The 12255-nt window shown below is 74.3% G+C and carries 12 protein-coding genes and 1 pseudogene; 5 read left to right on the forward strand and 8 right to left on the reverse strand.

Annotated features, from left to right (window positions below; all coding sequences use genetic code 11):
* Window positions 1-494, forward strand: a 494-nt coding sequence (locus ACZ573_RS10445; protein ID WP_471301814.1) for a transposase, incomplete at its 5' end; no start/stop codon positions are given.
* A 141-nt stretch (window positions 495-635) separates the two neighbouring features.
* Here ACZ573_RS10445 and ACZ573_RS10450 read toward each other — a convergent pair.
* Entirely contained in the window at window positions 636-1793 is a 1158-nt protein-coding gene (locus ACZ573_RS10450; protein WP_471301816.1) for a carboxylate-amine ligase, read from the reverse strand.
* A gap of 215 nt (window positions 1794-2008) precedes the next feature.
* Here ACZ573_RS10450 and ACZ573_RS10455 point away from each other — a divergent pair, with 215 nt between their 5' ends.
* Window positions 2009-3271, forward strand: a complete 1263-nt coding sequence (locus ACZ573_RS10455) for an MFS transporter (protein WP_471301819.1) — start codon at window positions 2009-2011, stop codon at window positions 3269-3271.
* Window positions 3272-3522: 251 nt separating this feature from the next.
* Here ACZ573_RS10455 and ACZ573_RS10460 read toward each other — a convergent pair whose 3' ends face one another.
* Window positions 3523-3885: a cupin domain-containing protein gene (locus tag ACZ573_RS10460; protein ID WP_471301822.1), complete on the reverse strand. Its 363-nt coding sequence runs from the start codon at window positions 3883-3885 to the stop codon at window positions 3523-3525.
* A 48-nt stretch (window positions 3886-3933) separates the two neighbouring features.
* Between ACZ573_RS10460 and ACZ573_RS10465 the strand changes: the two genes are divergently transcribed.
* Complete coding sequence (locus ACZ573_RS10465) at window positions 3934-4755, forward strand: helix-turn-helix transcriptional regulator (protein ID WP_471301824.1); 822 nt, start codon at window positions 3934-3936, stop codon at window positions 4753-4755.
* 68 nt (window positions 4756-4823) lie between these two features.
* Window positions 4824-5371: pseudogene (locus tag ACZ573_RS10470) on the forward strand (esterase-like activity of phytase family protein); the annotation flags it as partial.
* Window positions 5372-5502: 131 nt separating this feature from the next.
* Here ACZ573_RS10470 and ACZ573_RS10475 read toward each other — a convergent pair.
* The 3 genes from ACZ573_RS10475 to ACZ573_RS10485 form a co-directional block, all read right to left on the reverse strand.
* On the reverse strand, window positions 5503-6843 hold the full coding sequence (locus tag ACZ573_RS10475; RefSeq protein WP_471301827.1) for a carboxyl transferase domain-containing protein: 1341 nt from the start codon (window positions 6841-6843) through the stop codon (window positions 5503-5505).
* A gap of 4 nt (window positions 6844-6847) precedes the next feature.
* Window positions 6848-7465 carry a hypothetical protein gene (locus tag ACZ573_RS10480; protein WP_471301830.1) on the reverse strand — a complete coding sequence of 206 codons (618 nt, stop codon included), beginning with the start codon at window positions 7463-7465 and terminating at the stop codon, window positions 6848-6850.
* A gap of 87 nt (window positions 7466-7552) precedes the next feature.
* Window positions 7553-8296, reverse strand: coding sequence for a hypothetical protein (locus ACZ573_RS10485; protein ID WP_471301833.1), 744 nt, complete (start codon window positions 8294-8296; stop codon window positions 7553-7555).
* A 69-nt stretch (window positions 8297-8365) separates the two neighbouring features.
* Here ACZ573_RS10485 and ACZ573_RS10490 point away from each other — a divergent pair, with 69 nt between their 5' ends.
* Window positions 8366-8806: an Lrp/AsnC family transcriptional regulator gene (locus ACZ573_RS10490; protein WP_030012642.1), complete on the forward strand. Its 441-nt coding sequence runs from the start codon at window positions 8366-8368 to the stop codon at window positions 8804-8806.
* Between the two features lie 16 nt (window positions 8807-8822).
* Here the strand turns inward: ACZ573_RS10490 and ACZ573_RS10495 are convergent, their stop codons facing one another.
* From ACZ573_RS10495 to ACZ573_RS10505, 3 genes are all read right to left on the reverse strand, one after another.
* Window positions 8823-9371, reverse strand: coding sequence for a GNAT family N-acetyltransferase (locus ACZ573_RS10495; protein ID WP_471301836.1), 549 nt, complete (start codon window positions 9369-9371; stop codon window positions 8823-8825).
* 79 nt (window positions 9372-9450) lie between these two features.
* Entirely contained in the window at window positions 9451-11073 is a 1623-nt protein-coding gene (locus ACZ573_RS10500) for a GAF domain-containing protein (protein ID WP_471301839.1), read from the reverse strand.
* On the reverse strand, window positions 11070-12107 hold the full coding sequence (locus ACZ573_RS10505) for a rod shape-determining protein (RefSeq protein WP_471301841.1): 1038 nt from the start codon (window positions 12105-12107) through the stop codon (window positions 11070-11072). The genes ACZ573_RS10500 and ACZ573_RS10505 overlap by 4 nt, the downstream gene beginning before the upstream one ends.
* Window positions 12108-12255: the final 148 nt, after the last annotated feature.

Consider the following 12255-nt stretch of genomic DNA (forward strand, 5'->3'; position numbering starts at 1 on the left):
GGGTGTCCAAGTCGGCCGCGGACCGCATCATCGACCACCTCGCGCCGATGCTCGCGCTCCAGCCCCGAAAGCGGTTCGCCAAGGACACCGTGCTCATCGTGGACGGCACCCTGGTGCCCACCCGCGACCACACCATCGCGGCGCAGTCGAAGAACTACCGATACTCCACCAACCACCAGGTCGTCATCGACGCCGACACCCGCCTGGTCGTCGTGGGCGCCAATGCCGCCGTCGGCAAGACACTCACAATCGCCGACGGCGGCTATCCCGGCACCGGACTCGTCATGCCGCACCGCCGCCGCAAGGGCGAAGAACTGGCCGACTGGAAGCAGGATCACAACAAGTCCCACAAGCAGGTCCGAGCCCGCGTCGAGCACGTCTTCGCCCGCATGAAGACCTGGAAGATCCTCCGCGACTGCCGCCTCAAAGGCGACGGCGTCCACCACGCCATGCTCGGCATCGCCCGCATGCACAACCTCGCCCTCGCCGGATAGGCAAGCGGCCCGCACCGCGACTGACCCTGCCCAGGGCGACTCAAAGATCATTTACGGGACAGCCCTTAGGTCCCGGCTTTCCGAGGGGTGCAAGGGCCCCGGAGCCGCAGGCGGAGGTGCCCTGCGGCCGCGGGGAATGCGCTAGAAGTCCTCCGTCTCGTCCGTGAGGTGGCGCAGTACGTCCGTCAGGTCCTGCCGGCGGGCGAATGCCACCCGCTGGCGGTGGGCGCCCGAGCCGTCGCGCAGGAGGCCCGCCAGGGTCTTGGCGGCGTGGTCGAGGTCGCCGGTGGCGGCCAGTTCCGGGGCGACCAGGTCCAGCAGGGCCTCCGCGAGGTCCGCCGCGGGGAGTTCCGTCCCCGTGTACGGGTCGAGGCCGAAGCCCTCCAGGCCGTCGTGGGCCGCCCGCCAGCGCGCGAGGCGCAGTACGTCGTCCCGCAGGGCCGGTTCGGGGCGGCGCTCCGCGATCTCGCGCAGCGCCGTGGAGACCAGCGCCCGGGCCAGCTCGGCCTGCAGGATGGCCGAGTCGATGTCCGGGGACATGTCGGGCGCCCGGATCTCGAGCGTCGGCCAGTGCCCGGAGGGGCGGAGGTCCCAGTAGACCATCTTCGTGTCCAGGGCCGCCCCGGAGCCGAGCAGGGTCTGCACCGAGCGCCGGAAGTGCGCCGTGGACGTGAAGTGCGGGGGCAGGCCCGCCGAGGGCCAGCCGGACCAGGCCATCGCCCGCCAGCTGGCGTGACCGGTGTCACGGCCGCCCCAGAACGGCGAGTTGGCGGCCAGCGCGATCAGCGTGGGCAGCCACGGTCTGATCCGGTTGGACACGGCCACCGCCGTGTCCACGTCGAGCGTGCCGATGTGGATGTGGCGGCCGCAGCTGACCAGCGTGTCGGTGAGCGCGCCGAAGCGGCGGTGCTGCTCGCGCTGGCGCGGCTCGTCGTCGGTCAGGTGCAGCGGCCCCTCCACGGCGACGACCGGTGAGGGGGCGGCCAGCAGCCGGCAGCCGTGGGCGCGGGCGGCCCGGCCGACGGTGCGCCGCAGGGCGGCGAGCTCGGCGCGCAGCGAGGCCGCCGAGTGGGCTATCGGGGTGGATATCTCCACCTGGTAGCGGGTGCCCTCGGGGTGGAGCTCGCCGGGCAGCCCGCCGGCCGTCGCCAGGACCAGCGGGGCGGCGGGAACCACCCGGAAGCTGCGGGCGTCGACGAGCAGGAACTCCTCCTCGACGCCGACGGTGAGGGGGACGGTGGTGCGCACCGTGTTCTGCGCCGGGCCGGTGCTCGTGGTGCTGTTGCCAGGTTCGATCACTACGCCTCCCTGGACATACGAGTCTTTTCATCATGAGCTGAACCCGAGGTGAGGAGCGCACGTCGATTCAGTCAAATGTCCGGTGATAGTGGCGAGTTACCGGTAATACGCCGCCCGGTCCGGGAGCCCGGAGCCGGGTGTGGCGACTGTTGCCGGTGTGTGAAGGGGCCGGAAATCCAGGAGGGGCGGCGGACGGCCGGTGGTTATCATCCGCTGTGACCCGGACGACCGCCCCACCCCAGCTCTGGCAGCGCATATTCGCCGACCTCACCCCGCTGAGCGCATCCGCGGACTACCGGCGGCTGTGGTTCGGCGGAACCATCTCGTGGGTCGGTCAGGCGATGACCACCCTCGCGATATCGCTCCAGGTCTACGACATCACCCGGTCCAGCTTCTCCGTCGGGCTCGTCGGTCTCTTCTCGCTCGTCCCGCTCGTCGTCTTCGGCCTCTACGGCGGCGCGATCGCCGACACCGTGGACCGGCGCAAACTCGGCCTCTACAGCTCGATGGGCGCCGCCGGACTGTCGGTCCTGCTCGCCGCCGCCGCACTGCTCGACTACCACCGCGTCTGGTTCCTGTACGCCGTCGTCGCGCTCCAGGCGGTCTGCGGGGCGCTGACCGGACCGGCGCGGTCCGCCATGATCCCGAGGCTGCTCCCGGTCGAACAGCTGCCCGCCGCCAACGCCCTGAACTCGGTGACCATGACCTTCGGGTCGATGGTCGGCCCGGCCTTCGGCGGGTTCATCGTCACCGTCGCGGGCTACGAGACGGCCTACCTGATCGACGCCGTCACCTTCACCGCCGCGCTCTACGCGATGTGGAAGCTGCCGTCGATGAAGCCCGACCGGGCCGAGGGCGCCCGGGGAAGGGCCTCCGTCCTGGACGGACTGCGCTTCCTCGGCACCCGGCCGAACATCCGGATGACCTTCTTCTCCGACATGGCCGCCATGGTGCTCGCCCAGCCCCGGGCGCTGTTCCCGGCCATCGCCGGGCTCTGGTACGGCGGCGGCCCCGGGACGGTCGGCCTGCTGGTCGCCGCGATGGCCGCCGGGGCGCTGCTCGGCGGGCTGTTCTCCGGCTGGCAGGGCCGCATCCGCCGGCACGGGCTGGCGATCCTGCTCGCCGTGGCCGGCTGGGGGCTGGCCGTCGCGGTGTTCGGGCTCACCCGGAACCTGTGGCTCGGCATGTTCTTCCTGGCCGTGGCCGGGTACGCGGACACCGCCTCGATGGTGTTCCGTACGACCATGCTCCAGGCCGCCACGCCCGACGACATGCGCGGCCGTCTGCAGGGCGTCTTCATCATCGTCGTCGCGGGCGGGCCCCGGCTCGGAGACTTCCTCGCCGGGACCACCGCCGACCTGATCTCCCCGACCGTGGCCGTCACGGGCGGCGGGCTGGCCTGCGTACTGGTGCTGGGCCTGCTCGCGCTGCGGTGGCGCAACTTCGCCCGGTACGACGCCCACGCCCCGCAAGCGTAGCCGCTGGGACCGCTGGGCCGGAGGGCGTCGGGCGGTGGCCGGGCGCTGCGCCTGCTGCCTGCTGCCGGCTGGTGGGGGTCGACGCGCGTGCCGGCCCGCGCCGACCCGTGCCGGGTCCGGGCGCGCGCCGGGGCGTCTCCTCGGGCGCCGAACGTGGCGGGGGGTCGCAAGGCCGGGCGGTAGTGCGTTCGGCGCCCTGCGGGGAGCGCCCCGGCACACACCCGCCTCCGGCAAGATCTGGAAGAGACGGCCTACGCGTCCACCGGTTCCCGGGTGCGGTCGCCGCCCTCGCTACCGGTGTTGACGGTGCCGGCCGGCTCGAAGAGCAGGATCTGCGCCTCCTCCTCCGCCGCCGGGCAGTGTTCGACCCCGCGCGGGACCACGTACATCTCGCCGGGGCCCAGGACCACGTCCCCGTCGCGCAGGCGGATCGTCAGGGTGCCACCGACCACCAGGAAGAGCTCGTCGGTGTCCTCGTGGGTGTGCCAGATGAACTCCCCCTGGAGCCGGGCGGCCTTGACCTCGTAGTCGTTGACGCGGGCGATGCGCCGCGGGGCCCACTGCTCGGTGAAGCCGGCCAGTTTCTCGGCGATGTTGACCTTGTGTGTCGTCATGTGGCCAGCCTGTCGGCACGCCCGCGGGCGGTCTTGTACGTTCCTGACATGGTCGCGATACGCCCGCGCAGCACCGTGTCCGCCTGGCAGCCGTCGGTGCCCGGCATCGCCGAGGTCTTCCACGCCCGCTTCACCGAGCACGCGTACCCGGCCCACGTGCACGACACCTGGGCGCTGATGATCCTCGACGGCGGACGGGTGGACTTCGCCCTCGACGGGGAGCGGCACGGCCTCGGGGTGTCGGACGCGGTGGCCCTGCTGCCGCCCGGGGTGAGCCACGACGGGCGGACCGTCACCGAGGCCGGTTTCCGCAAGCGCGTGCTGTACCTGGACACCTCGGTGCTCCCGGAGCGGCTGACCGGGGCCGCCGTCGACACCCCGCTGCTGGCCGACCCCGCGCTCCGCGAGCGCGTGCACGGGCTGCACCTGGCGCTCGCGGAACGGGACCCCCTCGAGGCCGGGTCGCGCCTGGCCTTCGTACGGGAGCGGCTGCACCACCGGCTGGCGGGGCGCGCGGCCGGCGGGCTGGTGCCGGGGCCGGTGCCGGGCGTGCGCGTCGCCGTACGGCTGCGCGAGCTGCTCGACGCGCGGGTGACCGAGGGGATCACCCTGGAGGAGGCCTCGGCCGAGCTCGGGCACCCGCACCCCACGCACCTGATCCGGAGCTTCAAGGCGGCCTATGGGCTGCCGCCGCACGCGTATCTGACCGGGCGGCGGGTGGCGCTGGCGCGGCGGCTGCTGCTGGCGGGGGTGGGGCCGGCCGAGGCGGCGGTGGCGGCGGGGTTCTACGACCAGGCGCACCTGACGCGGCACTTCGGACGGTATGTCGGGACCAGCCCGGCGAGGTTCGCCCGATCCGGCCGGCCGTGAAGGGAAGTTGGCCGGTTCGTTGCGACGAGTTCGCGCCCGCGATCCGGCGCTACGGCCGGACCGGTGAGGTGTTGGGCACGCTGCCGGTCCCGGACGCCTTCCGGCTCGCGCCGCAGGGGCGGGCGACCGCGAACCAGACCTTCGAATCGCTGACCCTGCTGCCCGGCGGACGCACCCTGGTGGCGGGCGTCGAGGGCGCGCCGGCCGGTGACGGCAAGGACGCGCATGGCCGGACCCCGCAGCGGATCCAGACCTGGGAGCGGCGCGGGAACGGCGAGTTCGTCCTCGGCCGGCAGGACGCCTACCCGGTGGTCCCGGGCACGGGCTGGTGGAGCTCGCACCGACGCGCGACGGCCGGCTGATCGTGCTCGAGCGCGGCTTCACCCGGGAGCTCGCGATCACGGTACGGCTGTACGTCGCCGATCCATCCCCCGGACTCCGTCCGGGGGGACCCCCAGGCACGACGGACACCTCCGGGGTGCAGACGCTGACGGGGGGCGCGGGCCTGCGGGTCGCCCGGACGACGGCGATCGGGGACTTCGACGACTGCCCGACGCTGGGGGCGCCGTCGAAGCTGCCGCAGAACCACCCGCTGGTGGACAACACCGAGGGCAGGGTGGTCACGGACCACGACGGGACCGGGCGCGTACGGCTGCTGCTGGCCAGCGACGACAACGAGCCGGCCCGGCAGGTGACGCGGCTGTACCGGGTGGACGTCCGGCTGCCGCAGCGCCGGGACGGGCGGCGTCAGGCCGGGCCGACGATGCCGCGGGCGACCCCCAGGGCGACCAGGTCCTGGGGGCGGACGCGGAGCTGGTCCGCCGTGGGGGGCGCCGCCGACGGGGGCCGCTTGAGGATGGCCGCCGCCAGTTCCGGGGCGATCACCGAGAAGTAGCTGTCCGGGGTGACCCAGGTGTTCCCGGGCGCGGCCAGCGCGAGGGCGCCGCCCGAGCCGCCCTCGCCGATCAGCAGGGTGGTGACGGGGACGGTGGCCGCGGCCAGCGCAGCGAAGGTGTCGGCGATGGCCGCGCCCGCGCCCGCGTGTTCGGCGGCGGCGTCGTTGGCCGCGCCCGGGGTGTCCACCAGGGTGAGCACCGGGATGCCGAGCCGGTCCGCAAGGCGGATGACGCGGGCGGCCGTACGGTAGCCCGCCGGGCGGGTGGCGGTGCCGCACTGGGCGGCGTAGGCGACGGCGCGGCCCCCGCGCAGCCCGAATCCGCACAGCATGCCGGGGTCGGTGCCGCCCGCCCGGTCCCCGGAGAGCGGCAGGCGCAGCTCGAAGTACGCCTCCAGGTACGCGGCGGCGTGCGGCCGGCCGGGGTGCCGGGCCTGGAGGACGGCGTCCCAGCCGGTCTGCGGCGGTGCCACGTCCGCCAGTGCGCCCGGCGGTTCGACCGGCCCCGCGGGGCGGGGCGCGGCCAGCACGCGGAGCCAGTCGGCGAGCGTGCCGGGCAGCTCGGCGGCGGGCACCACGGCGTCCACGTGACCGGCGGCGTACTGGCCTTCGGCACAGTAGGCCGCCGGATCCGCGTCCGCCGGACGCACCCGGGACCCGGCGAAGCCGACCTGGGCCCCGGGGAGCGCGAGGACGACATCGGCGCCGGCCCCGAGGGTGGCCCAGCCGCCGCCCGTGGTCGGATCGCGCAGGACGGCGAGCTGGGGGAGCCCCGCGGCCCGGGTCAGGACGCACTGGCGGGCCACGCGCTGGAGCTGGGTGAGGGCGACCATGCCCTCCTGCATCCGGGAGCCGCCGGTGGCGATGAGCGAGACGAGGGGGAGCCGGTGCTCGCGGGCGTGGGCGTACGCGGCTTCGAGCCGGTCCCCGGTGCGCTGCCCCAGCGAGCCGCCGAGGAAGCCGAACTCGAAGGAGATGACGGTGGCTTCGTGGCCGCCGACCCGGGCGGTGCCGGTGACCACGGACTCCTGCTCGCCGGTGCGCTCGGCGGCGCGGGCACGGGAGTCGTCGTAACCGGTCCACTCCAGGGGGCCGTCGGCGGGGGACTCCCGCCGGGGCGCGGGGAGTTCGGTGAAGCTGCCGGGGTCGGTCACGGAGGCGATGGCCGCGCGGGCCGAGAGGCGGGTCGTCACGGGGTCACCCTAGGGGGTGCACCTGCGAGGCGGTCAGGGGGAGGGACCGGGGGAGGAGGGCCGCGGTGAAGAAGAGTGCGCCGAGCGGGAGCAGGTCGAGGCTGACAGCGGTGGTGGCCGTGCCCAGCACCACCATGACGGGTCGCCAGGGGCTGACGCGGCGCTGGACGGCGAGGTGGACCAGGAGCCAGAGGAGGCCGACGTAGAAGAGCATCGGCCCGACGGTGTAGACGGCGGGGAGGACCCCGGGGTGGGCCTGGATCTCCTCGAAGAGCCGCGCCATCTCCGGGCGGTCGGCGGCGCGGAAGCCGACGACGAGGTCGATGGAGGCCTGGGCGGCGACCGCCAGGGTGCCCGTCAGCCCGAGCAGGGTGGCGGCGCCGGCGCCGAGGCGGCCGGCCCCGCGGGCGGGCCCGGTCAGCCGGTGCAGGGCCGGGAGGATCAGGGCGAACTGCACCACCCCGGCCAGCAGGAGGACGTGGCCCGCGGTCCAGGCGGGGCCCGGACCGTGGTCGGGGTCGCTGAGCCGGACGACGCCGTAGGCCAGCATGCACAGGGGGGCGGAGACGAAGGCGGCCCGGGTGAGGGCCGCAGGGCGGTGGCTCGGCGGCTGATTGGTCATGCACTGATCATTTCGGCCGGGGCGCCGACCCGTATCCGGCATCACCCCGAGGCCACCCCGAGCCGCCCCTGACGCCTCCCCGGCGCCTCACCCGAGGGTCGGCAGGGGGAAGGCGATCTTGAGGGCGTAGGCGGCGACGAGGCCGTAGCCGAGGCGGAAGGTCCAGAGGCGGGCGCGGTCCGGGATGCGGGTTCCGGCGAGGGAGCCTAGGGCCACGAGAGCCTGCTGCCAGAGGAGCGAGGCGGCGCCGACCCCGAGGAGGAACGCGCCCCCGGCCGGGCCCGTGCCCAGGGCGGCGCCCTGGGCGGTGGTGAGGGCGGCGAAATAGAGCGCGGTGGTGGGGTTGAGGGCGGTCAGCCCGACGTACCGGGCGAAGGCCTTCCCGGGCCGCGCCTGCACGAACACGCCCGCCCGCCCGGCGCCGGACCCGGACCCGGACCCGGACCTGGCACTTGAGCCGAGCCCGGAGTCGGACGCAGCGGCGTCGGCGGCGACCGGACTGCGGTCCGGCACCGCGCCGGAGCCGGGGGCGCCGCCGGTGGGGCGGGCTCCGGCGAGGCCGCGCGCCGCGATGACCAGCAGGATCACCGCCGAGGCCAGCCGGACCCAGGCCTCGACCGGGGAGATGTGGGAGGCCACCCAGGGCCCCAGGGCGGTGGCGAGGGCCGCGTAGCCGAGGTCGACCGCCGCGATTCCCGCGGCCGCGGCGACGGCCGTGCGGCGGTCGCGCATCGCCTCCTGCAGCAACAGCACGCTCATCGCCCCCATGGGCATCGCCACGCCCAGGCCCGCGGCCGCGCCGGCCAGCGTCGGTGTCATCAGTTCGCTCATGGGGCGAGCGTCGGGCCCGGCCTTCGCGGGATGAGCGCGCATACCGGGCCCGGCTGCGAGAATCGCGGTATGGACCGCCTCGACAGGGAAATCCTCGGGATCCTGCAGCAGGATGCGCGGATCTCGTACCGGGACCTCGGAGTCCGCGTCGGCCTGAGCGCCAACGCCACCGCGGACCGGGTACGGCGGATGCGCCGCGAAGGGGTGATCCGCGGGTTCACCACGATCGTGGACCCGGCGGCCGACACCGCCGGCGGGCTCGTCGTCTTCATCGACGTCACCCTGCGCCAGGACACCACCAACGAGGAGTTCGAGCGGCAGGTCGCCAAGCTCTCCGGGATCACCGAGGTCGTGCACGTGACCGGCGAGCACGACTACCTCGTACGCGCCCGGGCCGCCGACCCCGCCGCCCTCGACGGGCTGCTCCGCCGGATGAAACGGGAGGCGGGGGTGGCCCAGTCCAACACCCGGATCGCGCTCCGCGCGGCAACCCGGCCGGGGCAGTACTAGGGGGTGTCCCTGCCGGTCACCCGGCTGCTGCTGCGTAGCAGTGCACGGTCACCGTCCGCTCCGGGCTCCACCGCTGCTCGACCGTGGCCAGCAACTCCCAGCCCAGACGCTCGTAGAGAGCCACCGCCGAGGCGTCGGAGGCCACGACGTCCAGCACGGGATGCAGATCGCGCTCCTGCGCCTCCCGCGTCGCCCGTGCCATCAGCAGCGCACCGATCCCATGGCCGCGTGCCGCCGGGGCGACGAACAGGCGGCCGACCACGGCGGCTGCCGCAGCGCTCACGCCCTCGCGGCTGCTCCACAGCGCGGGCGCCGCGTCGTCCGCCGCACTGCGGGACAGGCCGATGTGACCGACGATCCGCCCGTCCAGCTCCGCCACCCAGGCCGCGAGCAGCCCCGGCCCGGACAGCCAGTCGCCGGGGTGCTCCGGCCAGTTCACGGGGTAGCCGCTGCGCTCGTGGACCTCGGCGAGGACCTGGACGCACGCGCCGAGGTCGGAGTCCGTGCGGGGCCGGACATGCCGGACCGGGGGTTCGCCGGGCGTCGGCGCACTCTCGTCGTTCACCGGAGCATGGAAGCACAGTCCGCGGAGCAGACGTCTGTGACCAGGCATGTCCGATGCGCCCCCGCGGAGCTGCGGCAGGTCACAGCGCCGACTCCCACGTCACCGTCGTGCCCCGCGCGCCCGAATCCGTACGGCCGTCGTCCGCCACCGTCAGGCGGACCCGTGACGGGTTCGCGTCCACCTGCACGTCGATGAAGGTGATCTCGCCGCGCCGGTGCGCCGCGGCCAGGGCGCCGCGCAGGGCCCCGAGCAGGTCGGCCGCCACCGGATCCGGCAGCAGGGTGTCCACCGCGCCCGCGAAGTGCACCGACGGCTGGAAGCCGAGCACGGCCGCCGCCCCACCCGTCTCGCGCAGCACCCGCCCCCGGAAGGTCGTCGGGGCGTCGGTCGGCGGCTGCTGGAGGGCGAAGATGGCCGTCCGGACCTCCTGGATGGTGGAGTCGAGCTCGTCCACGGCCCGGCTGAGCTCGTCGCCCACCGTGTCCCCGGACGGGGCGTTCGCGGCCCGCCGCCGGGTGCTCTCGAGCATCATCTCGGTGGCGAAGAGCCGCTGGACCACCAGGTCGTGCAGGTCCCGCGCGATCCGGTCGCGGTCCTCGTACACCGCCAGCTGCTCCCGGTCGTGCTGGGCGTCCGCGAGTACCAGGGCCAGCGCGGCCTGGGAGGCGAACTGCGAGGCGAGCAGCCGGTCCACCGCGTCGTACGCGGGGCCGCCCCGGGCGCGGGGCAGGGCCAGGGTGCCGATCAGCTGGCCGCCGCTCTGCAGCGGAAGCATCATGCTCGGCCCGAACCGCTCCCGCACGTGCGTGGTCATCCGGGGGTCCGTCGCCGAGTCGTCGATGAAGACGGGTTCGCCGCCGAGGAGCTGTACCAGCACCGGCGAACCGGGGGCGATCGCCGTCCCCACCAGGTCCCCGGGATCCCCCTGCGTGGAGGCGGCCACGATCTCCATGCCGCCCTCGGGGGTCGGCTGGAGCACCACGCCGGCCGCGGCGTCCGCCAGCAGCCGGGCCCGTTCGGCCACGCACATCAGGGCGTCCGCCGCGGGGCGTCCGGCGAGCAGGGTCGTGGTCACGGCGGCGGCGCCGTCGATCCAGCGCTCCCGCCGGCGCGCGGTCTCGTAGAGCCGGGCGTTGCCGATCGCTATGCCCGCCTGCGAGGCCAGGACGCGCAGCAGGGCGAGGTCCTCCTCCGTGAAGGGGCCGCCGCCCCGCTTCTCGGTGAGGTAGAGGTTGCCGAAGACCTCCGTGTGCACCCGGATCGGGACGCCCACGAGGCTGTGCATGGGCGGGTGGCCCGGCGGGAATCCGATCGCCCGCGGGTCCTGGGCGACGTCGTCCAGGAGCAGCGGGCGCGGGTCGCTGACGAGGGCTCCGAGCACGCCGGAGCGCGCGTCCGGCAGGTGCGGGATCGCGGCCCGCTCCTCCTCGGTGAGCCCTGCCGTGAACAGCTGGGTCAGCAGGACGCGCTCGGGGTCGACGACCCCGAGCGCCCCGTACCGGGCCGCGCACAGCTCGGTCGCGGAGTCCACGACGTGCTGGAGGGTGGTGTGCAGCTCCAGCTCGGACCCGACGTCGAGGACGGCTTCCAGCAGCACCGGAAGGCTCGCCGCCTCCTCGTCGGGCCCCGCGGGCTCGTAGGTCTCCCCGGTCTCCCCGGTCTCCTTGGTCTCCTTGGGCTCTTTCGGTTCCTGGGGCCTCATTCGGCCAGCGGGTTGAGGACCATGGGGGCGATCTTCCCTTCGAGCATCGCGCCGAGACCGAGTACGGCGCACACGTCCGGCCGTTCCGCGATGGCGACGGGCATTCCGGTGGCGTCCCGCAGCATCTGGTCCAGGCCCGGCAGCAGGGCGCTGCCGCCCACCATCATGATCCCCCGGTCCGTCAGATCGGCCACCAGGTCCGGCGGGCAGTCCCGCAGCACCTTGCCGATGCCGTCGAGGACGGCGGTCAGCGGCGTGTGGATGGCGTCCCGGACGGCCGCGGTGTCCACGTGGACGGAGCGGGCCAGTCCGGTGGCCACGTCGCGGCCGTGGATCAGGGTGGAGGCCGGCCCCTCGGCGGTGAGGCCGTTGCCGTGGAGGGCCAGTTGCAGCGGCCGGACCGCCTGGCTGGGCAGCATCAGCTCGTGCGTGTGGCGCAGGTGCTGGACGACCGCGTGGTCGATGGCCTCGCCGCCGACCGGGATCCGCTCGGCGGTGACGATGGATCCGAGGGAGAGGACGGCGACCTGCGTGGCCGCGGCCCCGCACACCATGATCATCGTCGCGGTCGGCTGCTCCACGGGGAGTCCGCAGCCGACGGCCGCCGCGATCAGGGTGTCGACCAGTTCGACGCGCCGGGCGCCGAGCCCGACGAGGGTCTCCACGGTGGCCCGCTGGGCGAGCGGGTCCGCGTCGTGCGGGGTGCAGGCGGCGGCCCGCAGCCGCGGCTTGCGGCGCAGGGCGCGCCGCAGCTTCTCGCCGAGGAGGTGACGCAGCATCCGCTGGGCCATCTCGATGTCGACGACGGTGCCGCCGGAGACGGGGCGTACGACCCGGATGTAGTCGGGCGTGCGGCCGGTCATCCGTTCGGCGAAGGAGCCGACGGCGATGAGTGCGCCGGTGCGCGTGTTGACCGCGGCGACGCTGGGTTCGTCGACCACGAGGCCGGCGCCCTTGACGTACACGCGGGTTCTTGCCGCCCCCAGGTCGACGGCGACGTGGCAGCGGCGCAACTGCTCAAGACTGACGGTCACGGCAGATCCTCCCGAGAGCGCTGACGCAAGAGGACCGACGGAAATGTCGGTCACTTTTCATATCATCGCGGGCAATTCGGTCTCATGGCCCGTTGGGATGCTCCGGCCGGGGGGTGTCGCGTGGCTGCATGGGGGTGGATTTCTGTAC

The organism is Streptomyces sp. NPDC040545, from assembly GCF_055595065.1.

Bases quoted from the DNA above. Each gene is read 5' to 3' on its own strand.
- ACZ573_RS10460 (WP_471301822.1), bottom strand. From the start codon at position 3,885: ATGACGACACACAAGGTCAACATCGCCGAGAAACTGGCCGGCTTCACC.
- ACZ573_RS10465 (WP_471301824.1), top strand. From the start codon at position 3,934: ATGGTCGCGATACGCCCGCGCAGCACCGTGTCCGCCTGGCAGCCGTCG.
- ACZ573_RS10480 (WP_471301830.1), bottom strand. From the start codon at position 7,465: ATGACCAATCAGCCGCCGAGCCACCGCCCTGCGGCCCTCACCCGGGCC.
- ACZ573_RS10485 (WP_471301833.1), bottom strand. From the start codon at position 8,296: ATGAGCGAACTGATGACACCGACGCTGGCCGGCGCGGCCGCGGGCCTG.
- ACZ573_RS10490 (WP_030012642.1), top strand. From the start codon at position 8,366: ATGGACCGCCTCGACAGGGAAATCCTCGGGATCCTGCAGCAGGATGCG.
- ACZ573_RS10500 (WP_471301839.1), bottom strand. From the start codon at position 11,073: ATGAGGCCCCAGGAACCGAAAGAGCCCAAGGAGACCAAGGAGACCGGG.